At 73.5% G+C, this 20,517-nt stretch carries 18 protein-coding genes; 12 read left to right on the top strand and 6 right to left on the bottom strand.

Annotated features, from left to right (window positions below; all coding sequences use genetic code 11):
• Positions 1–122: 122 nt before the first annotated feature.
• From dnaJ to KG111_RS16340, 4 genes are all read left to right on the top strand, one after another.
• Positions 123–1,289: a molecular chaperone DnaJ gene (dnaJ, locus tag KG111_RS16355; RefSeq protein WP_205289818.1), complete on the top strand. Its 1,167-nt coding sequence runs from the start codon at positions 123–125 to the stop codon at positions 1,287–1,289.
• Positions 1,289–1,825 (top strand): heat shock protein transcriptional repressor HspR, encoded by a 537-nt coding sequence (locus tag KG111_RS16350; RefSeq protein WP_205289817.1) that lies wholly within the window; start codon positions 1,289–1,291, stop codon positions 1,823–1,825. The genes dnaJ and KG111_RS16350 overlap by 1 nt, the downstream gene beginning before the upstream one ends.
• A 149-nt stretch (positions 1,826–1,974) precedes the next feature.
• The gene (locus tag KG111_RS16345; RefSeq protein ID WP_249666183.1) at positions 1,975–3,303 is read left to right on the top strand and encodes a DUF445 domain-containing protein; all 1,329 of its coding nucleotides are present in this window, start codon (positions 1,975–1,977) and stop codon (positions 3,301–3,303) included.
• Between the two features lie 31 nt (positions 3,304–3,334).
• On the top strand, positions 3,335–4,444 hold the full coding sequence (locus tag KG111_RS16340) for an Abi-alpha family protein (RefSeq protein WP_205289815.1): 1,110 nt from the start codon (positions 3,335–3,337) through the stop codon (positions 4,442–4,444).
• Between the two features lie 32 nt (positions 4,445–4,476).
• Here the strand turns inward: KG111_RS16340 and KG111_RS16335 are convergent, their stop codons facing one another.
• Positions 4,477–5,979 (bottom strand): helix-turn-helix domain-containing protein, encoded by a 1,503-nt coding sequence (locus KG111_RS16335; RefSeq protein ID WP_205289814.1) that lies wholly within the window; start codon positions 5,977–5,979, stop codon positions 4,477–4,479.
• Positions 5,980–6,494: 515 nt separating this feature from the next.
• Here KG111_RS16335 and clpB point away from each other — a divergent pair.
• On the top strand, positions 6,495–9,128 hold the full coding sequence (clpB, locus tag KG111_RS16330) for an ATP-dependent chaperone ClpB (RefSeq protein ID WP_205289813.1): 2,634 nt from the start codon (positions 6,495–6,497) through the stop codon (positions 9,126–9,128).
• Positions 9,129–9,266: 138 nt separating this feature from the next.
• Positions 9,267–10,388 (top strand): hypothetical protein, encoded by a 1,122-nt coding sequence (locus KG111_RS16325; protein ID WP_205289812.1) that lies wholly within the window; start codon positions 9,267–9,269, stop codon positions 10,386–10,388.
• A 22-nt stretch (positions 10,389–10,410) separates the two neighbouring features.
• On the opposite strand, the gene KG111_RS18610 is transcribed toward KG111_RS16325, so the two are convergent.
• A complete protein-coding gene (locus tag KG111_RS18610) occupies positions 10,411–10,620 on the bottom strand; it encodes a DUF2510 domain-containing protein (protein ID WP_205289811.1) in 210 nt (69 codons plus the stop codon).
• 259 nt (positions 10,621–10,879) lie between these two features.
• Positions 10,880–12,058 (bottom strand): pyridoxal phosphate-dependent aminotransferase, encoded by a 1,179-nt coding sequence (locus KG111_RS16315; RefSeq protein WP_205289810.1) that lies wholly within the window; start codon positions 12,056–12,058, stop codon positions 10,880–10,882.
• 83 nt (positions 12,059–12,141) lie between these two features.
• On the opposite strand from KG111_RS16315, the gene KG111_RS16310 reads away from it, so the two are divergent.
• The 3 genes from KG111_RS16310 to KG111_RS16300 are packed head-to-tail and all read left to right on the top strand — an operon-like array spanning position 12,142 to position 14,900.
• Positions 12,142–13,605 carry a hypothetical protein gene (locus KG111_RS16310; protein WP_205289809.1) on the top strand — a complete coding sequence of 488 codons (1,464 nt, stop codon included), beginning with the start codon at positions 12,142–12,144 and terminating at the stop codon, positions 13,603–13,605.
• 48 nt (positions 13,606–13,653) lie between these two features.
• Positions 13,654–14,193, top strand: coding sequence for an orotate phosphoribosyltransferase (pyrE, locus tag KG111_RS16305; protein ID WP_205289808.1), 540 nt, complete (start codon positions 13,654–13,656; stop codon positions 14,191–14,193).
• On the top strand, positions 14,190–14,900 hold the full coding sequence (locus KG111_RS16300) for a DedA family protein (protein WP_249666182.1): 711 nt from the start codon (positions 14,190–14,192) through the stop codon (positions 14,898–14,900). Before pyrE ends, KG111_RS16300 begins: the two co-directional genes overlap by 4 nt.
• A 42-nt stretch (positions 14,901–14,942) precedes the next feature.
• On the opposite strand, the gene KG111_RS16295 is transcribed toward KG111_RS16300, so the two are convergent.
• Positions 14,943–15,725, bottom strand: coding sequence for a DedA family protein (locus tag KG111_RS16295; protein WP_249666181.1), 783 nt, complete (start codon positions 15,723–15,725; stop codon positions 14,943–14,945).
• A gap of 112 nt (positions 15,726–15,837) precedes the next feature.
• Here KG111_RS16295 and KG111_RS16290 point away from each other — a divergent pair, with 112 nt between their 5' ends.
• Positions 15,838–16,503, top strand: a complete 666-nt coding sequence (locus KG111_RS16290; RefSeq protein ID WP_205290043.1) for a TrmH family RNA methyltransferase — start codon at positions 15,838–15,840, stop codon at positions 16,501–16,503.
• A gap of 34 nt (positions 16,504–16,537) precedes the next feature.
• On the opposite strand, the gene KG111_RS16285 is transcribed toward KG111_RS16290, so the two are convergent.
• Both KG111_RS16285 and KG111_RS16280 read right to left on the bottom strand, forming a co-directional pair.
• The gene (locus KG111_RS16285; protein WP_205289807.1) at positions 16,538–17,032 is read right to left on the bottom strand and encodes a SigE family RNA polymerase sigma factor; all 495 of its coding nucleotides are present in this window, start codon (positions 17,030–17,032) and stop codon (positions 16,538–16,540) included.
• Positions 17,029–17,937, bottom strand: coding sequence for a hypothetical protein (locus KG111_RS16280; protein WP_205289806.1), 909 nt, complete (start codon positions 17,935–17,937; stop codon positions 17,029–17,031). The genes KG111_RS16285 and KG111_RS16280 overlap by 4 nt, the downstream gene beginning before the upstream one ends.
• Before the next feature lie 118 nt (positions 17,938–18,055).
• On the opposite strand from KG111_RS16280, the gene fbaA reads away from it, so the two are divergent.
• Together fbaA and ilvA are read left to right on the top strand one after the other, a co-directional pair.
• Positions 18,056–19,087, top strand: coding sequence for a class II fructose-bisphosphate aldolase (fbaA, locus tag KG111_RS16275; RefSeq protein WP_205289805.1), 1,032 nt, complete (start codon positions 18,056–18,058; stop codon positions 19,085–19,087).
• Between the two features lie 2 nt (positions 19,088–19,089).
• Positions 19,090–20,388, top strand: coding sequence for a threonine ammonia-lyase IlvA (ilvA, locus tag KG111_RS16270; protein WP_249666180.1), 1,299 nt, complete (start codon positions 19,090–19,092; stop codon positions 20,386–20,388).
• Positions 20,389–20,517 lie beyond the last annotated feature (129 nt).

Here is a 20,517-nt window from a genome sequence, read left to right as displayed (position 1 = left end):
CCGCGGTCGCCGTACCGGCCAGCACACCGGCCGCGGCGCGGATGGCCCGCGGATGACAACGCGGATGACAGCGCGGATGACAACACCGACCACACCAACGAGAGGAAGGGGGAGGAGTCGCGATGAGTGACGACACGATCCGGTCCGACTGGGCCACCAAGGACTTCTACGCCGAGCTCGGCGTGGCCAAGACCGCGTCCGCGGACGAGATCAAGAAGGCCTACCGCAAGCTCGCCCGCGCCAACCACCCTGACTCCAACCCCGACGACACCGCCAAGCACGAGAAGTTCAAGGCGGTCGCCGAGGCCTACGACGTCCTCGGCGACGCCGACAAGCGCAAGAAGTACGACGAGGCCCGCGAGCTGTTCAGCCGCGGCGGCTTCCCGGCCGGCGGCGGTGGCTTCGGTGGCGGCGGGGTCAACATGGAGGACCTGTTCCGCGAGCGCGGCGGCGGCGGCGGGTTCGGCGACCTCTTCGGGGACCTGTTCGGGGGCGGCGGAGGCTTCGGCGGTCGCCGGGCGCCGCGCGCCACCCGGGGCGCGGACCAGGAGACCTCCACCACCATCGGCTTCACCGACGCCCTCGAGGGCGTCACCGTCTCGCTGCGCCTGGCCTCCGACGCCGCCTGCCCCACCTGCAACGGCACCGGCGGCAAGCCCGGCACCCGCCCGCACGTGTGCGCGACCTGTGAGGGCACCGGCTTCGTCACGGCCTCGGTCGGCGGGGCGTTCTCGATGAACGAGACCTGCCCGGCCTGCGGTGGTCGCCAGCTCGTGTACGACGAGCCGTGCCCCACCTGCCACGGATCGGGACGCGGCCGCTCCACCCGCAAGATCCAGGCCAAGCTGCCCGCCGGCGTCAAGGACGGACAGCGGATCCGGCTGCGCGGCAAGGGCGCTCCCGGTGAGAACGGCGGCCCGGCGGGCGACCTGTACGTCACCGTCAAGGTCGCCCCGCACCGCGTGTTCGGCCGCAAGGGCAATCACCTCACCGTCGACGTGCCGGTCTCCTTCCCCGAGCTCGCGCTCGGCGCGGAGATCTCCGTGCCCACCCTGGACGGGCCTCCGGTCACCCTGCGGGTGCCCGCCGGGACCCCCGACGGGCGCACGTTCCGGGTGCGCGGCAAGGGCGCCACGCTGGCCGACGGCACGAAGGGCGACCTGCTCGCCACCGTGCAGGTCCAGGTGCCCAGCCACCTCGACCCTGCCGCGCGGGAGGCGCTGGAGGCCTACGCCGCCGCGACCGCCGGCACCCGGCTGCGTGCCGGGCTCTTCGAGGCAGGGAACTGATGGCCGCCGGCACTCGCGCCGGCGGCCGGGACGGCCGCAGCGGCGGCCGCGGCGACCAGGTTCCTGCGGCCGGTGCCCACACCGCCCGCGCGCGGCCGGCGAGTGGCGCGGGTGTCCCCGGCCCGCCGGGGGAGAACGAGGCCGTCTTCGTGATCAGCGTCGCCGCCCAGCTCTCCGGGCTGCACCCGCAGACGCTGCGCACCTACGAACGGGTCGGCCTGATCACGCCCGGGCGCACCGGCGGCGGCGGGCGCCGCTACTCCTACCGCGACATCGAGCGGCTGCGGATGATCGCCGACCTCACCGCCGCGGGCATCGGTATCGAGGGCGTGCGCCGCATCCTCGACCTCGAGAACGCCGTCGAGGCGCTGCGGGACCGCAACGCCGAGCTCGTCGCCGAGCTCGAGGCCACCCGCGAGGCGCTGCGCGAGGCGGTCCGCAGCCCCGCAGCCCCGCAGCCCTCGCGCAGCAACCTGCCCGCACTGCGGGCCACCACGGCCGGGCAGGCCGTGGTCGTCTGGCGTCGCCGGCCCTGAGCACCCGCCGCGCGGTGCATCTCCCGGGCCCGACTCGGGGTGTGACCGGGACGGCACTGTGCGTCGGCCGCCACAGGCACTAACCTCGGCGCGTCGGAGCGGCGAGGCAATGGGGCACTCGTCCGGCACTGGCGGGACGAGGAGTGTGCGTGGACGCCGTACTGCGCTGGCTTGAGGACTGGGCTGCCGGAGTCAACTGGTTCGCGTTCCTCACCATCCCGCTCTTCACCGGCATCGTCGGCTGGCTGATCAACGCCTCCGGCCTGTGGATGCTGTTCAAGCCGGTCACCTTCGTCGGCGTGCGGGTGCCCGGGCTGCGCGAGGTCGCCGGCCTGCTGCCCCGCAAGGCCCAGGAGATCCCCGGCTGGATGGACGGCGGCCTCGGCTGGCAGGGCATCGTCCCGGCCCGCGCCGCCAAGATGGGCAGCATCGCCGTCGACAAGGTGATCGCCAAGCTCGGCACGCCCGCGGAGTTCTACGCCCAGCTCGAGCCGGACCGGATCGCCGAGCACATCGTCACCGTCTTCCGCCCGGACCTGCCGGCGCTGGTCGACGAGGTGATGCTGCGCGAGCACCCGCGGTTGTGGCGCGACCTGCCGCGCGGGCTGCGCCAGGCCGTCGTCGACCGGGTGCAGGCCCAGCTGCCGGGAGTGGTCAAGACCATCACCGACGAGATCGGTGTGCACATCGACCAGCTGCTCGACCCCAAGATCATGGTCATCGACCACTTCCGGGCCAACCCCGACCTGGTCGTGCGGGTCTTCAAGGACGTCGGGCAGCGCGAGCTGAACCTGATGGTCTCCTTCGGCTTCGTCTTCGGCTTCCTCCTCGGCATCCCGGTCGCGTTCGTCGACCAGACCTGGCACGTGTGGTGGCTGCTGCCGCTGCTCGGCGTCGTGGTCGGCTGGGTCACCAACCTGCTCGGCATGTGGCTGATCTTCGACCCGCCCGAGGAGAAGCGGATCCTCGGCATCAAGGTGCAGGGACTGTTCCTGCGCCGCCAGAGCGAGTGCGCCGAGGTGTACGCCCGGATCATCGCCGAGGACGTGATCACCCTCGAGCGGATCGGCGACTTCCTGATGGACGGACCCCGCGGTGACCGCACGCGCCAGATGATCGCCACCGCGATGCGCCCCGCGATCGACCGCGCCGCGGGCCCGCTGCGACCGGCGGTCAACGTGGCCGTGGGCCGCCGGCGCTACGACTCGATCAAGACGTCGTTCGCCGCCGAGGCGGTCGGGCGCACCATCGTGCCGTTCAAGGACGTCGAGTTCTCCCGCCAGCAGGCCGACCGGATCCGGATCCTCCTCGCCCAGCGCACCAAGGAGCTCCCGCCGCGGGACTTCGTGGAGATGATGCGCTCGGCGATCAAGGAGGACGAGTGGATGCTCTACGCGCACGGCGCCGTGATGGGCGCCGCCGGCGGCTTCCTGCACCTGGGGGTCTTCAGCTGGGGGTGGGTGCCGTGGTTCTCCTGAGGCCGTACGACACCGCGCGGAGGTGGCGCCGGTGACGGAGCAGATCACGGGCCGGTGGACCGGCCGGACGAACGAGGCGGGGGAGGACGACGTGGTGGTGGAGCGCAGCGCCGAGTCCCGCGACGTCCCCGCCCCGACGGTGTCGCCCGTGCCGCCGGTGTCGCCGGTGCCGCCCGCGCCGCCGGTGACCGAGGGGCCTGAGGCGCCCGAGGCGGCCCAGGTGCCCGGAGCGACCGAGGAGCAGGCCGCCCCCGCGGCGCCGTACCTGGCGCCGAACCTGCGGCTTCCGCTGCCGAAGCCGCCGCCGGAGGTGGTGGAGGCGCTGCCCGGACTGGCGCGGGTGGCGTCCTCGGTGGCGCTGCACACCGCCGGCTGGGGGCTGCGGGCCACGCGGAGCAGTGCCCGCCGGCTCGGCCGGGCGGCGACGGACGCGCACGAGGCGGCCGCGCTGATCCACGACGTCACCGGCTACGTCACCGCCGCCGGCGAGGTCGCCCGCCAGGTCTCCGAAGGCGTGCCGGTGGGGTCTGCGCTGGTGCAGGCCGGCGAGGCGCTCGATGCGGAGCGGCGCCGCCCCGCGGCCGAGGGCGGGACGAGCCGTGGTGGCCCCTCCCTGCGCGAGCGCGGCCACGAGCTGCTCGAGCGCTCCCGTGACGTGTGGAGCAGCGACGACCGGCACCCGGCGTTCGACCGGATCCTCGACGACCTGGCGCCCGACGAGGCGCGGATCCTGGTGATGCTGCTGCGCGAGGGTCCGCAGCCGAGCGTGGACGTGCGCACCGGCGGCCCGATCGGCATCGTCGGCAGCCAGCTGATCGAGCCGGGGTTGAACATGATCGGCGCCCGGGCCGGGCTGCGCCACGTGGACCACGTGCCGTCGTACCTGAACAACCTGTTCCGCCTCGGCCTGGTCTGGCTCTCCCGCGAGCCGGTGGCCGACCACCAGGAGTACCAGGTGCTGGAGGCCCAGCCCGACGTGCAGGCCGCGCTGGGCTCGGTGCGGTTCGCCAAGGTCGTACGGCGCAGCGTGCACCTCACCCCGTTCGGTGAGGAGTTCTGCCGGCTCGCGCTCGTCGACGAGGAGACCGCCGGCAGCGTCCTGCCCGAGCACGAGGCGCCGCCGGAGGTCGACGGCGGCTGAGCCACGCCCCGGCGCGGTCTCGCGAGCCGTCCTCAGCGCAGGATCCGGCCCCCGGTGCGCAGCCACCACCGCGCAGCCTCGCGCACGTCACCAGGCAGCTGCTCGTCGTCCGCGACAGCGGAGAGCTCGGGCTGCTGCGCCATGCCGGCGGCGAACAGGGTGTCGCGGGCCAGCTCGGGGTCGCTGCGCAACAAGGTGGTGAGAAGGTCGGCGGGCAGCGGCACCCCGGCGAATCCGCACACGATCAGCCCCGCGCCGCGGATCACCGGGTCGTCCGAGGCCAGCCAGGGCCCCGGGTCGTCGGCGCGGACGGTGGGCATCAGGTTGGCGAAGGCGTACGCCGCGCCGTGCCGGGTCAGCTCGTCGGGACCGTGCAGCGCGGTGTGGCACAGCGTGTCGGCGACGTCGCCGGCGTACGGGGAGGCCGTCAGCAGGAACGACGAGGTGACCACGTGGGTGGCGCGGAAGTCGTAGAGCAGCTCGAACAGCATCCGGGCCAGCAGGGTCTCGCCGGCCCGGCCGGCGCAGATCCGGGCGGCGAGGTCGCCGGCGTGGTTGAAGTGCACGTTGTGCCGGCTCCGCGTCCAGCTCCGGGTCCGCCGCGGCTCGGGCGGCTCGTGACGGAGCAGGGCGCGCACCTCGGTCCGCACCCCCGGGGGGCAGCACGCCAGCGTCGCGGCCAGCATCGGCCCGCGCAGCGGGTCGTCGTGGTCGGCGTCGCACGCGGCGGCGAGCACCGGCACCAGGTCCGTCCACGTGCGGGCGTCCAGCTCACCGACGCTGCGCAGGTTCTGGATGCCCAGGCAACCCGCCCGCACCACCACCCACGAGGGGTGGCTCAGCAGCTCGCCGCACCACTGGGCGGCGTCGGCACTCGCCAGCTCCGTGGCGGCGCTGACCAGGTCCGCGGCGCGCTGCACGCCGGGTTCGGCCACCAGCTCGCGCACGACGTCCAGCACCACGTCGCGGTAGGGGCTGCAGCGCAGCTTGGCCAGGGCCTCGTAGCGCAGCTGGTAGGCGGTCCCGGTGGCGCGGCCGACCTCGCCGGCCAGGCGGGCCAACGCCGGACGGATCGCGTCGGCGGGCAGGCCGAACGGGCCGGCGGTGTGGTGCTCGGCGAACCGCAGCCAGTCGTGGCCGTCGGGTTCGGTGCCGGCCACGGCGGCACAGGCGGCGGTGAAGTCCGTGAGGTCCGCCGGCGGGCGGAACGGCTCCAGGTCCGCCGGGGCGTAGGCGAAGGTCCGGCACAGCACGTCGATCGGCGCCCGCAGCTGGCCGTAGGGCAGGCCGAGGGTGCGCTCGTAGGCCGCGACCACGGCGCCCCGGCGCCGGCCGAGGGTCTCGGTGCGCGACAGGGTCGCGGCCGACAGCGGTGCGGCTCCGGCCTGGTCGCCGGCGCGCTCGGCCAGCTCGCGCAGGCCCGCCCCGGCGGCGATCCGGGTGGTGCGCAGCAGCCAGCCGATCCGCGCGCCGATGTCGATCCGCTCGCCGGTCAACGGCGTGGGGTCGTCGATCTCCTCGGGCTGGCGCGCCACGGCGGTCATCGTGGCAGCAATCGCGCTGTTTCATGGGCGAGTGGCACAGAAACATCTGCTGACTGGGTTCTGTCGCGTGTCACGCTCGGAGAAGGAGCGGCGTGCGCACGCGCGCGCCGCCGGGTGTGGGGACTGTCCCGCGCTCTGCCTGGGGGGCAGAGCGCGGGACCGTGGGCGCCCGGTCGCCGCCGGATCCGACCGCCTCGGGATCCGGGCGCCTTCCGGCGGCGCTCCGGTCCCGGGTCGCCTCCGTCTGGTTCCTCCCGCCGGCCCAGTCCGCCGGCAGCTCGAGGGCGTCGCCCGCCGCGATCCGTGGTGCCTGGCGTCGCGCTTTCGGGGGTGGCCCGGTGGGGTGCGGTCGCGGATCGGGCAGGATCCCCAGAAAAAGGCGAAGTTGAGTGGAACAGACTCAACTTTTCGCACGTTACCCAGGTGAAGGCGAGACCCTCAGGGTCCCGCCCCGCGACGTATCCGCACCATCACGCACCACCACGCACGATGAGGAGAGCAGGCCGATGAGCCAGTTCGGGGCCGACAAGTTCACCACCCGCAGCCGCGAGGCGATCGAGGCGGCGCAGCTCGCCGCAACCACGGCGGGCAACACCACCGTCGAACCGATCCATCTGCTGGTCGCGCTGCTGCTGCAGCCCGCCGAGCAGGGCGGCACCGCGGCCAACTTGGTGGCGAAGGCCGGCGTCGACGCCCCCGCGCTGGTCCGCCGCGCCTCCGAGGTCCGCGACGGCCTGCCGCGCGCCAGCGGCGCGACCGTGCAGCAGCCCGCCGGCTCCGCCGCGCTCACCCGGGTGCTCGCCTCCGCGATCGACCTCGCCGGCTCGATGAAGGACGACTACGTCGCCACCGAGCACCTGCTCATCGCGCTCGCCACCGTCGAGTCGTCCGCGCAGCGGGTGCTCGCCGACGCCGGGCTCAGCGCCGAGAGCCTGCGTGAGGCGCTGACCGCCGTGCGCGGCAACCGCCGGGTGACCTCGCAGGACGCCGAGTCCACCTACGAGGCGCTGGAGAAGTACGCCGTCGACCTCACCGCCGCCGCCGAGCAGGGCAAGCTCGACCCCGTGATCGGCCGCGACGCGGAGATCCGGCGCGTGGTGCAGGTGCTGTCGCGTCGTACCAAGAACAACCCGGTGCTCATCGGCGACCCCGGTGTCGGCAAGACCGCCGTCGTCGAGGGCCTCGCCCAGCGCGTCGTCGACGGCGACGTGCCCGACAGCCTCAAGGGCAAGCGGGTGCTCAGCCTGGACCTGATGAGCATGGTCGCCGGCGCGAAGTTCCGCGGCGAGTTCGAGGAGCGGCTCAAGGCGGTCCTCGACGAGATCAAGCAGTCCGAGGGTCAGATCATCACGTTCATCGACGAGCTGCACACCGTCGTCGGCGCCGGTGCCGGCGGCGACTCCTCGATGGACGCGGGCAACATGCTCAAGCCGATGCTGGCGCGCGGGGAGCTGCACATGATCGGCGCGACCACGCTGGACGAGTACCGCGAGCGGATCGAGAAGGACCCCGCCCTGGAGCGTCGCTTCCAGCAGGTCTTCGTCGGCGAGCCGAGCGTGGAGGACACCATCCAGATCCTGCGCGGCATCCAGGAGAAGTACGAGGCGCACCACGGCGTGCGGATCACCGACGCCGCGCTGGTCGCCGCCGCCACCCTGTCCGACCGCTACATCCCCGGGCGCCAGCTGCCCGACAAGGCGATCGACCTCGTCGACGAAGCCGCCAGCCGGCTGCGGATGGAGATCGAGTCCTCCCCCGAGGAGATCGACCAGCTGCGCCGCCAGGTCGACCGGATGAAGATGGAGGAGTTCGCGCTCGCCCGCGAGTCCGACGAGGCCTCCGCCGAGCGGCTCGCCGCACTGCGCGCCGACCTCGCCGACAAGTCCGAGGAGCTGCGCGGGCTCGAGGCCCGCTGGGAGCGGGAGAAGGCGTCCCTGGAGGGCGAGGGCGAGCTGCGCCGCCGGCTCGACGGGCTGCGCATCGAGGCCGACCGGCTCACCCGGGAGAGCGCCGTGCTGCCCGAGGGCGAGGAGAAGTACGCGATGCTCGAGCAGCGCTACCTCGCCGACAAGCAGATCCGCGACCTCGAGGCCGAGATCGAGCGGCTCGCCGCGTCCCCGCAGACCGACGACGGCACCGAGAAGCTGGTCGGCGAGCAGGTCGGGCCCGCGCAGATCGCCGAGGTGGTGGAGGCCTGGACCGGCATCCCCACCGGCCGGATGCTGCAGGGCGAGACCGCCAAGCTGCTGGAGATGGAGAACGTCATCGGCAACCGCCTGATCGGGCAGCGGGCCGCCGTGGTCGCGGTCAGTGACGCCGTACGACGCGCCCGGGCCGGCATCGCCGACCCGAACCGGCCGACCGGCTCGTTCCTCTTCCTCGGCCCCACCGGCGTCGGCAAGACCGAGCTCGCCAAGGCGCTGGCCGACTTCCTCTTCGACGACGACCGCGCGATGGTGCGCATCGACATGAGCGAGTACGCCGAGAAGCACTCCGTGGCGCGCCTGGTCGGTGCCCCTCCGGGCTACGTCGGCTACGACGAGGGCGGCCAGCTCACCGAGGCCGTGCGGCGGCGTCCCTACTCCGTCGTGCTGCTCGACGAGGTGGAGAAGGCGCACCCGGAGGTCTTCGACATCCTGCTGCAGGTCCTCGACGACGGCCGGCTCACCGACGGCCAGGGCCGCACGGTGGACTTCCGCAACACCATCTTGATCCTGACCTCGAACCTCGGCTCGCAGTTCCTCGTCGACCCGCTGCTGGACCCCGACGCTCGCAAGGAGGCGGTGATGGGGCTGGTCCGGTCCTCGTTCAAGCCGGAGTTCTTGAACCGCCTCGACGAGATCGTCACCTTCGAGGCGCTCACCAAGGAGGACCTGGCCAAGATCGTCGACCTGCAGCTGGCCCTGCTCGGCAAGCGGCTCGAGGCGCGCCGGATCACGATCGAGGTCTCGCCCCAGGCCCGGCAGTGGCTCGCCGACACCGGCTACGACCCGGCCTACGGCGCCCGACCCCTGCGTCGCCTGATCCAGTCCGCCATCGGCGACCCGCTCGCCAAGCTGCTGATCGCCGGCGACGTCCACGACGGCGGCTCCGTCTTCGTCGAGCGCGGCGACGACGGGCTCGCCCTGATGGTGGTGTGAGGCGGTCGCTGAGAGGCGCGGTGCAGGGATCCCCGGTCACCCGGGGATCCCTGCGCTCTTCGGGGGTTGCAACCCCCGAGGAGCGCCAGCAAACCACCGGCCGTGTGAGCGGTGGGACGCTCTGATGGAATGGGGGCCATGAGCCAGCAGGAGTCACGCCCCGGACACGCGACGCTCGCCGGCGTGCTGATCATCGTCGGCTCGATCGTGCTGGTGCTCTCCGCGTGGGAGCGGATCGCCGCCCTGCACACCCTCGAGGTGCAGGAGGAGCTCGGCCGGATCATCGCCGACCCGCCGTTCGCCGACGCCGGGATCACGATCGACGGCCTCTCCGCCCTGGTGCGCGTGCTGTGCCTGGTCGGCGCGGGTGCGGCCGCGGCGGCCACGATCCTCGGCTTCCAGGTCTTCAAGCGCTCCCTCAGCGCCCGGATCGCGCTCACCGCGCTCTCCCCGCTGCTGCTCATCGGCGGCATGGCGACCGCGGGCTTCCTGGCCCCGATGGTGGTCGCCGGCATCGCGCTGCTGTGGCTGCAGCCCACCCGTGACTGGTACGCCGGTCGTCCGTGGCGCGAGCGCTACGAGGCCCGCCGCGCCGAGCGGCTCGCCCGGACGCGGCCGAGTGAGCCCGGCGCCGACCGGCCGGGTGCCGGTGGTCCTGGCGCCGAGCGGCCTGTCCAGGCGGTACCGGCGGCCTCCCAGCCCCAGGGTCAGCCCCACGCCCAGCCTCACGCTCAGCCCCACGCCCAGCCCCAGGGTCAGACCGACGGCCGGCCCGCCCCGGGTGCTCACCCGGCCCCGGCCGCACCGCACGACGCCGTACGGGGGCCGCGGCCGCAGGCGCTGGTCATGGCGTGCGTGCTGACCTGGGTCGCGTCGTCCACGGCGCTGGCGGGGCTGGCGCTGGTCGCCGCCCTGCTGCCCTCGCAGAGCGAGACCCTGTACGACGAGATGTCGGCCGAGCAGCCCGCGCTGGTCGAGGCCTACCAGCTCACCGAGGCCTCCCTGGTCGGTGGCCTCTACGTGCTGATCGCCGGCCTCGCCGTGTGGGCCGTGGCGGCGATCGTGCTGGCCGGGCTGGCGTTCGCCGGCCGCAACTGGGCGCGGATCACGCTGGCCGTCTCCGCTGCCTGCGCCGGCTGCCTGTGCCTGCTGATGGCGCTCGGCGCCTGGCCGCTGGTGATGCTGGTCGCGGTGCTGGCGGTCAGCACCTGGCTGTTGCTGCGCGCCGACGTCGCCGCCTGGTTCGCCCCTCGCCGCTGAGGCGCCACCGGGCCGCGGACGCTCACCGTCGCCGCCACCAGGCCCATCGGCGCCGGTGCCGGGGCCGGGGCGCAGGAAAGCGGCCCGCATCAGCCACGGCGGCATCCGGCGGCCGCGACCGGAACTGATCGGTCCAGCGGCTGCCGTCCCAGTAGCGGTGGTGGGTCCTGCTCGCCGCGGGGTCGATGTACCAGCCTGCGGGCCGTGGTGACGGGGATGACGGGTCGTTCATCGGTCCTCCGGTCGGCACCCAGCGCCCAGCACCCGGTCCGGCGGTGGGCTCGGTGGGGCGCGAGACGGGTCCCCGGCACGGACCCCACATCCGCGATCCCGAGACCCGCCTCGCTGATCCCCCGGACGACATTGAACGCGACCCGTCCGACGTGTGCCGGCTGATCCGGGCGCGCCGGTCGCCTCGAGCGCGACCCCGAACGAATCCGAACACGTTCGGAGCCTGCCCGCAGCCCTCCGGGCGCCGCTCTGTCCGACGCTCAGGCCCGCAGGTCGGCGGCGGTGAGGCGTCGTACGGCCTCGGCGACGACCTCGGGACGCTTGCAGAACGCCCAGCGGACGAGGTGGCGGCCCGCGCCCGGGGCGTCGGGGGCGTCGTAGAAGACCTCGGTCGGGATCGCGACCACCCCGGCCCGCTCGGGCAGGGCCCGGCAGAAGTCCAGCCCGCTGGCCCAACCGAGGTCGGCCACGTCGGTGGTGGCGAAGTAGGTGCCCTGCGGGCAGTACGTCGTCAGCCCGGCCGCGCGCAGCCCGGCGACCAGCTCGTCGCGCCGCTGCTGCAGCTCCGCACGCAGCCGGACGGGGAAGTCGTCGCCGGAGTCCAGGATCGCAGCGACGGCCGGCTGCAGCGGCGCGCCGGAGGTGTAGCTGAGCCACTGCTTGGCGCCGGTGAGGGCGGCGACGAGGTGTGCCGGGCCGGTGGCCCAGCCGATCTTCCAGCCGGTTACCGACCACGACTTGCCGGCACTGGAGAGGGTCAGCGTGCGCTCGGCCATCCCGGGCAGCGTCGCGATCGGCACGTGCCGGTGGCCGTCGAAGGTGAGGTGCTCGTAGACCTCGTCGGTGACCACGACCAGGTCGTGCTCGGTCGCCACCCGCGCCACCGCGGCCAGCTCCTCGGCGTCGAGCACCCGGCCGGTGGGGTTGTGCGGGGTGTTCAGCAGGATCAGCTTGGTGCGCGGACCGACGGCGGCCTCCAGCTCGGCGGGGTCGAGCCGGAAGTCGGGGGCGCGCAGGGTCACCGGGCGGCGTACGCCGCCGGCGAAGTCGATCATCGCGGGGTAGGAGTCGTAGTACGGCTCGAGCACCACCACCTCGTCCCCGGGGTCGACCAGGCCGAGCATGGCGCCGGCGATGGCCTCGGTGCAGCCGGTGGTGACCGCCGCCTCGGTGTCGGGGTCGAGCCCGATGCCGTAGTGGCGCTGCTGGTGCGCCGCGATCGCCCGGCGCAGGGCGGGCACCCCGATGCCCGGGGCGTACTGGTTGGCGCCACCCAGCACGGCGTCCGCGGCGGCACGCAGCAGGGCCGGCGGCCCGTCGGTGTCGGGGAAGCCCTGGCCGAGGTTGACCGCCCCGGTGCGGGCGGCCAGGGCAGACATCTCCGCGAAGATCGTCTCGCCCGTCCCGGCGACCCGGCGTGCGGCGGCAGGCGTGCGCATGCGGCTCAGCCTAGGTCGCGCTCGGGCGTCCGCTGGGCGGACGCGATGCGATCACATAGTCATGTTAGTCAACAATATTGGTTGTGTTCGGCTCCCGTGCTCTCGTCCTGTCCACGCTTCTGGCCACCCTCCTCGCCGCGGTCCTGGTCCCGCCGCCCGCCCAGGCGAAGCCACGACCCGGCCTGCCGCCGGTCAACCCGTACGCCGGCCCGGTGGGCTCCTCGACGATGCACGGCGACCCGGCGTCCTCCGACACCACGCGCTACCGCGGCCCCGGCCCCGGCGCCCGGGCCACCACCCGCACCCTGCTCTCGGTGTGCCCGACGATCCTGGCCGGCAAGGACGGCTACATCCAGGCGCTGTGCACCGAGTACCTCGACCGAGCGCCCACCCTGAACATCATCGACCCCACCACGCTGCGCACCGTCGCCCGCAAGCACCTCACGGCCGGCAGCCTGCTCGGCGGGGTCTACGCCTACCTCGACCACCGCGACCGGCTGGTCACCGTGGACGGAAGCGGCCGGGTGCTGTTCCTCGAGCACCGGCGTGCCGGAAGCACCGGCCGCACCATGACGATCACCGAGGCCGCGGCCATCGACCTCAAGCCGGCCTTCACCCGCGCCTGCGGTGCCGCCGACTGCGACGCCGTCACGACTGTGGCGCCCGGCTACAACGGCCTGGTCTGGTTCGCCACCGCGCAGGGCCGCGCCGGGTACGCCGACCCCCGCACCCGCAAGGTCGCGCTGCGCGTCCTCGGGCGCGGTGAGCAGGTCGCCAACTCGATCTCCACCTCCCCGGCCGGGATGGCCGTGGTCACCGACCACGCGACGTACCTGGTCAAGGCGAACCGGAACCGGGCCGGCCGCCCGGGTGCGGTCAAGCAGGTCTGGCGGCGCGCCTATGACCGCGGCCCCGCCCGCAAGCCGGGCCAGCTCAGCCACGGCTCGGGAGCCACGCCCACCTTCTTCGGTCCGCGCACCGGGCGGGAGTACGTCGCGATCACCGACAACGCCCGGCCCCGCGAGCACCTGGTCGTCTACCGCGCCGCGAGCGGCAGGACGGTCTGCAAGACGCCCATCCTCGGCCGGGCGAACAGCGGCACCGAGAACTCCGCGATCGCGCTGCGCAACCAGGTCTACGTCGCCAGCACCTACGGCTACCCCTACCCGGCCACGCCCGACGGGGCCGGGGAGGCCGTGCCCGCGAAGGCCGACTTCGTCGGCGGCATGCAGCGCCTCACGCTGTCCGGCAAGGGTCGGAAGAAGACCTGCCGGGTGCGCTGGACCAACACGGTCGCCTCCGCGGCGGTGCCGAAGCTCTCGGTCGCCGAGAACGTGATCTACACCGTGGAGCGCCTCGCGCAGGGCAGCCGGTGGGACCTGGTGCGCATCGACCCCGCCCGCGGCAGGGTGCTCAGCCGCACCACGATCGGGCGCGGCCCCACCGCGGACACGCTGCAGATGGTGGGCACGTTCCTGCCCGACGGCACCCTGCTGCAGGGCACCGTGACGGGGCTGGTCGCCGTCCGCCCGGCGCCCGCCGGGTGAGGCGGGTGCGTCCCGGGCGCCCCACCCGTGCCCACTAACCTGAGGCACGTGACGACCACGGACACCGACCTCGCCGCCGACATCGACGCCACCTGCCGCCTGACGGGGGAGTTCACGCTGCGCTCGGGCCAGGTGAGCAACGAGTACTTCGACAAGTACCTGTTCGAGGCCGACCCGCAGCTGCTCGCCCGGGTCGCCCGCGAGGTCGCGCAGCTGCTGCCCGCCGAGGTCGACCTGCTCGGCGCCCTGGAGATGGGCGGCATCCCGATCGCCACCGCCGTCAGCCAGCTGGTCGGCATCCCGGTGGTGTTCGTGCGCAAGAAGGCCAAGGAGTACGGCACCGCCAAGCTCGCCGAGGGGCCCGCCTTCGCCGGCAAGAAGGTCGTGCTGATCGAGGACGTGATCACCACCGGTGGTGCGGTGCGCGACGCCACGAGCGCGCTGCGCGCCGGCGGCGCCGTCGTGGAGACCGTGATCTGCGCGATCGACCGCAGCCCCGGCGAGGAGAACCCGCTGGCCGACGTCGGCCTGCAGGTGCGCGCGGTGCTGACCAAGGCCGAGCTCGACGCGGCCCGGGCTACCGCGTGAGCGACGCTGCAGCAGCGCTCGCGTCCCTCGCCTCCGCCGCGAACGGCACGGGCGAGGGCGGCGAGGACCTCACCGGGATCGCCGGCTGGGCCGTCGACCTGATGGAGAAGCTCGGCCCGGCCGGGGCCGGTCTCGCCATCGCCCTGGAGAACCTGTTCCCCCCGCTGCCCAGCGAGATCATCCTGCCGCTGGCCGGGTTCACCGCGAGCCGCGGCGAGTTCTCCCTGATCGAGGCCCTGCTGTGGACCACCGCCGGCTCGGTGGTCGGTGCCGTCGCGCTCTACTGGATCGGCGTGCTGATCGGCCGCGACCGCGTCTACTGGGTCTGGGACCGGTTGCCGCTGACCAAGACCAGCGACCTGGAGCGCACCGAGATCTGGTTCGCCCGGCACGGCAAGAAGACGGTCTTCTTCGGCCGGATGATCCCGATCTTCCGCAGCCTGATCTCCCTGCCCGCCGGCGTGGAGCGGATGCCGTTCTCGATCTTCCTGCTGCTGACCACCGCCGGCAGCGCGATCTGGAACACCGTCTTCGTGCTCGCCGGCTACCAGCTCGGCGAGCAGTGGCACCGGGTCGAGGACTACGCCGGCACGTTCCAGAAGCTCGTCATCGTCGCCGTGGTCGCCGCCGTGTGCTGGTGGCTGGTGCTGCGGGTGCGTTCGATGGTCCGCACCCGGCGCGAGGGCGGCGGAGGCGGCGGGGCCTGACCCGCGCCTGCCGGTGGCTGACGCGCGCCGGCGGGCCCCCGCTCAGTCCTCGTGCGGGCGGGGCTTGACCGGGAAGCCGGCGATGTCGCGGTCCGGGCGGCCGTCGTGGTCGCGGTCCTCGGCCTCGGGGGCGTCGGTACGACGCCGCCGGATGGCCTCGATGACCATGAGGATCCCGCCGAAGCCGATGATCGCCAGGATCACGTAGTCGATGTTGTCGCCCAGCCAGGGCACCCGCTTGCCCAGGAAGTAGCCGAGCATCGAGATCGAGGCGACCCACAGGAACGCGCCGATCGCGCTCCAGGTGTAGAAGCGGCGCCGGTCCATGCCGGTGACACCGGCGACGACGGTGATGTAGGTGCGCACGAAAGCGACGAAACGGCCCAGCACGAGCGCCTTGTTGCCGTGCACGTCGAAGAAGACCTGGGTCTCGTCGATGTATCTCTGCTTGAACAGCCTGCCGTCGCGGGCATAGATCCTCGGCCCGATCTTGCGGCCGATCTCATAGCCCGCCACGTTGCCGGCGAACCCGGCGGCGACGAGCAGCGCGATGCCCAGGAACAGCTCCAGCAGCGGGGAGCCGGGGAAGACATCGAGTCGCTCGGTGGCGACGAAGATGCCGAACGCGAACAGCAGGGCGTCACCGGGCAGGAACGGGAAGAACAGCCCGCACTCCACGAAGAGGATCAGCAGGCTGATCCACAAGAACTCGGCACCGAATCGCTCCAGCAGCCACTCCGGGTCGAGCCAGTCGATACCGAGGAACATCGGAGCCAGGTGCCCAACCGCGCCCGAAAGCATCGTCGAGACGTCGTACAGGGCCACGGTCCCACGCTACCTGCCGGGTATCGGTGAGGTGGCCACTAGGGTTCCCTCCGTGAACGACCCGGCCGACGAGACCCGCGCCGAGGGCGACCGGCGGGCGCCGTACGACCCGATGCCGCACGGTGCCCCCCAGGTGGGGGTGGGGCCCTGGCCGGGCCCGTGGCCGAGCGGCCCCGGCGCCGAGGTGTACGACGAGCAGCTGCTCGCCGAGGGCGACCGCCGCAACGTGGTGGACCGTTACCGGTACTGGTCGGTGGAGGCGATCGTCGCCGACCTCGACACCCGCCGGCACGGCTTCCACGTCGCGATCGAGAACTGGCAGCACGACTTCAACATCGGCACCATCGTGCGCTCGGCGAACGCGTTCCTGGCCGCCGAGGTGCACATCGTGGGCAACCGGCGCTGGAACCGGCGCGGTGCGATGGTCACCGACCGCTACCAGCACGTGCGGCACCACCCGAGCGTGGCCGAGCTGCACGAGTACCTCGCCGTCGGTGGTCGCGACGGCGGCGCGGCGGTGCCACTGCTGGGCATCGACAACCTGCCCGACTCGGAGCACCTGGAGACGATGACGCTGCCGCGCCGCGTGTGCTTCCTGTTCGGCCAGGAGGGCCCGGGGCTCTCCGCGGCCGCCCGCGAGACCTGCGACGGCACCTTCTCCATCGCCCAGTTCGGCTCCACCCGCTCCATCAACGCCTCCGCCGCCGCGGCGATCGCGATGCACTCCTGGATCGTCCAGCACGCCGACCTTGGCAGCGACGAGGCCTGGCGCGGCTGACGTCCTGGCTGGGCTGTGGCTGGCTTCGGTGGGCCTACGGCTCCACCACGCTCAGCGCGCCCCGCAACGCGCTCAGCCCACGCGAGGTGTGGCTCTTCACCGTGCCCTCGCTGATCCCGAGCTCGGCCGCCACCTCGGCGACGCTGAGCCCCAGCCAGTGCCGCAGCAGCACCGTCGCGCGCTGCTGGGCGGGCAGCTGCTGCAGGGCCGCCACCAGCGAGTCCCGGTCCTCCACGGTGACCCCGACCCGGCCGGCGGTCTCGGGCAGCACCTCGGTCGGTCGCTCCCGGCGCACCGCGCGCCGGGAGTCGTCGATCGCGGCGTTGAACAGCACCCGGCGCACGTAGGCGTCCTCGGTGCCGCTGCGGTGCACCCGCGGCCAGGCGACGTACAGCTTCACCAACGCGTTCTGGACCAGGTCGTCGGCGCGGTGCCAGTCCCCGCACATGCCGTAGGCGATGCGGCGCAGCCGGTCGCGTCGCGCGGTGGCGAACTCGACGTACGCCGCCTCGCGCTCCGTGCGCCTCACCGGGTCCCCTCGCCTTCGGGGCCGGTGAGCCAGGCGGCGAAGTCGGCCACCGTGGCGCCCTCGGCCGGGGCCCAGTCGTCGGCCGCTGTGACGTCGGCCAGCGCGGTCTCGGCGCCGGTGCCAGTGCGCTGGACCACCACCCACAGCTCCTCGGCGCCCAGCGCCAGGCGGGCGGCGAACCGGGTGGCCGACGTCGGGCCGCCGGCGGCCAGGACCTCCTGGTCCCGCACCTGCACGCCGTGCCGGCCGCGGACCCGGTCCCGCTCGTCGACGGTGACCAGCTCCGTGGAGGTGCCGGTGGTGAGCAGGCCGACCCGCACCTCGAGCCAGGTGGCCAGGTCGGGGAACGTCGCGCCGGGCTCGAGCTCGACCTCCGCCCCGCCCGAGCCGGACGCCGACCCGTCGGCGTCCTCGGTGTCGGGCTCGCGGAAGAGCAGCACCCAGCGCTCCTGGTCGCCGCGGTGCACCGCCAGACCGACCGATTCCGCCACCGGGGCCGCCGCCGCGTCCCGCGTGCCGCGCAGCCCGGCGTCGCCCAGCGGGTCGTCGACCCGCTCGGTGACCCGCCAGCCCTCCTGCAGCGCGATCGCACCATCCCCGTCACCGTCCCCGTCACCGTCGTCACCGTCCGTGTAGGCGACCGGCACCTGGTCGCCCAGGTCGGTGACCGGGACGTAGGTCGCGCCCTGGCCGGCCAGCGGCGCCTCGGCCCGGTCGACGCCGGGCAGGCCGGCGCCCCAGGCCACGCCCCCGGCGAGGAGCACCACGCCGAGCACGGCTGAGCCGGCCGCGAGCCGGCGGCGTCGTACGGACCGGCGCCCGGCGGCGACGGTGGCGGCCACGTCGAAGCTGGCCGGGGGAGGTGCCCCCAGCTCGGCGTCGAGCCGATCGATGATGGCGCGCACGTGTCCTCCGCCTCCGTCGGGTCGATCCTCACTCACCGACAGATACGCGCGCCACCGCCTATCGGTTGTCGCGGTAGGTTGGGAACACCAACCCGGACCCTGCGCAGGAGCCAACAGCATGCCCATCGCCACCCCCGAGAAGTACGCCGAGATGCTCGACGCCGCGAAGGCCGGTGCGTTCGCGTTCCCCGCGATCAACGTCTCGTCCTCGCAGACCCTCAACGCGGCCCTCAAGGGCTTCGCCGATGCCGGCTCCGACGGCATCATCCAGATCTCCACCGGTGGTGCGGAGTACCTGTCCGGCCCCTCGGTCAAGGACATGATCACCGGCTCGGTCGCGTTCGCGGCCTACGCCGCGGAGGTCGCCAAGAACTACCCGGTGCAGATCGCCCTGCACACCGACCACTGCCCCGAGAACAAGCTGGACGGCTTCGTCCGCCCGCTGCTCGAGATCTCCGCGGAGCGGGTCAAGGGCGGCCAGGCGCCGCTGTTCCAGTCGCACATGTGGGACGGCTCCGCGGTGCCGCTGGAGGAGAACCTGCGCATCGCCGAGGACCTGCTCGCCCGCGCCGCGGCTGCGAACATCGTCCTCGAGATCGAGGTCGGCGTCGTCGGTGGCGAGGAGGACGGCATCGTCGGCGCGATCGACGAGAAGCTCTACACCACCCCCGAGGACGCGCTGGCCACCGTCCGCGCGCTCGGCATCGGCGAGAAGGGCCGGTACCTGACCGCCCTGACCTTCGGCAACGTGCACGGCGTCTACAAGCCCGGCAACGTGAAGCTGCGCCCCGAGATCCTCAAGACCGCCCAGGAGGCCGTCGTCGCCGAGCTCGGCCTCGAGGCCGGCGCGAAGCCGTTCGACCTGGTCTTCCACGGCGGCTCGGGCTCCACCGCCGAGGAGATCGCGGCCGCCGTCGACTACGGCGTGGTGAAGATGAACATCGACACCGACACCCAGTACGCCTTCACCCGGCCCGCCGCGGACCACATGTTCCGCAACTACGACGGCGTGCTCAAGATCGACGGCGAGGTCGGCGACAAGAAGGCCTACGACCCGCGCTCGTGGGGCAAGGCCGCCGAGGCCGGCATGGCCGCGCGCATCGTGGAGGCCTGCGAGCACCTGCGCTCGGCCGGCAAGACGATCAGCTGATCGTGCCTGACCTCCTCCAGACGCCCACGCTTCCCACCGCCACCGACGTCGACGCCGCGGCGAGCCTGCTCGGACCGGTCATCGCGCCGACCCCGCTGCAGCGCGCGCACCGGCTCTCCGCGCTGACCGGGCTCGACGTCTGGCTCAAGCGCGAGGACCTCACCCCGGTGCGCTCCTACAAGGCCCGCGGCGCCTACACGGTGCTCGCCGGGCTGAGCGAGGAGCAGCGCGCCCGCGGCGTGACCTGCGCCAGCGCCGGCAACCACGCCCAGGGGGTGGCGTTCGCCTGCGCCCGGGCCGGCGTGCACGCCACCATCTTCCTGCCCCGCACCACGCCCCGGCAGAAGCGCGACCGGGTCGCCGCGCTCGGCGGTGAGCAGGTCGAGGTCGTCATCGCCGGGGAGGCGTACGACGACGCCGCGGTCGCCGCCGCCGACTTCGCCGCCGCCTCCGGCGCCACCGCCATCCCCGCCTTCGACCATCCCGGCATCATCGCCGGGCAGGGCACCGTCGTCGCCGAGGTGCTGGCCCAGGCCGGCGAGCTGGGTTGGCAGCCCGACGCCCTGGTGCTGCCCGTCGGCGGCGCCGGGCTGATCGCGGGGTCGCTGACCGTCCTCGCCGAGCGGCTGCCCGGGGTGCAGGTCGTCGCCGCGGAACCCTCCGGCGCCACCTCGCTGGCCGCGGCGCTCGAGGCCGGCGGACCGGTCGAGCTGGACCACGTCGACCCGTTCGTCGACGGCGCCGCCGTGCGTCGCGTCGGCGAGCTGACCTACGCCGCCGTGGCCGCCGCCCGCGACGCCGTGAAGCTGTCCACCGCGTCGGTGCCCGAAGGGCTGATCTGTGTGGAGATGCTCGACCTCTACCAGGTCGACGGCATCATCGCCGAGCCCGCCGGTGCGCTCGCCGCCACCGCGCTGCGGCTGCCCGAGGTGGTCGACACGCTGCCGGCGGGCGGTCACGTCGTGGTCGTGGTCTCCGGCGGCAACAACGACGTCTCCCGCTACGCCGACATCGTCGAGCGGGCGCTGATCCACGAGGGCCTCAAGCACTACTTCCTGGTCGAGTTCCCCCAGGAGCCCGGTGCGCTGCGCCGGTTCCTCGACGAGGTGTTGGGGCCCGACGACGACATCACGCTGTTCGAGTACACCAAGCGCAACAACCGGGAGACCGGGCCGGCGCTGGTCGGCATCGAGATGCAGGACCCGAACGACCTCGGACCGCTGCTGGAGCGGATGGCGTGCTCCCGGCTGCGGGTGGAGAAGGTGGCTCCGGACAGCCCGCTGTTCGGCTTCGTGTCCTGACGCTCCTCGGGCGGCGGGCGGCGGGCTGCGGGTCGCTCGGGCGGCGGGCTGCGGGTCGCTCGGGCGGCGGGCTGCGGGTCGCTCGGGCGGCAGCGTCGCCGGTCGGTGCCCGGTCGCTTCCCGGTCGCT

Origin of the sequence: Nocardioides faecalis (assembly GCF_018388425.1) — a bacterium.
Classification (GTDB): Bacteria; Actinomycetota; Actinomycetes; order Propionibacteriales; family Nocardioidaceae; genus Nocardioides; species Nocardioides faecalis.
The sequence above is the reverse complement of the archived record's forward strand: the minus strand, read 5'-3'. Positions and strand labels throughout refer to the sequence as shown.

Coding starts and splice junctions, on each gene's coding strand:
- clpB (WP_205289813.1), top strand. CDS start 6,495: ATGAGCCAGTTCGGGGCCGACAAGTTCACCACCCGCAGCCGCGAGGCG.
- KG111_RS16315 (WP_205289810.1), bottom strand. CDS start 12,058: ATGCGCACGCCTGCCGCCGCACGCCGGGTCGCCGGGACGGGCGAGACG.
- dnaJ (WP_205289818.1), top strand. CDS start 123: ATGAGTGACGACACGATCCGGTCCGACTGGGCCACCAAGGACTTCTAC.
- KG111_RS18610 (WP_205289811.1), bottom strand. CDS start 10,620: ATGAACGACCCGTCATCCCCGTCACCACGGCCCGCAGGCTGGTACATC.
- KG111_RS16350 (WP_205289817.1), top strand. CDS start 1,289: ATGGCCGCCGGCACTCGCGCCGGCGGCCGGGACGGCCGCAGCGGCGGC.
- fbaA (WP_205289805.1), top strand. CDS start 18,056: ATGCCCATCGCCACCCCCGAGAAGTACGCCGAGATGCTCGACGCCGCG.
- KG111_RS16290 (WP_205290043.1), top strand. CDS start 15,838: ATGCCGCACGGTGCCCCCCAGGTGGGGGTGGGGCCCTGGCCGGGCCCG.
- KG111_RS16325 (WP_205289812.1), top strand. CDS start 9,267: ATGAGCCAGCAGGAGTCACGCCCCGGACACGCGACGCTCGCCGGCGTG.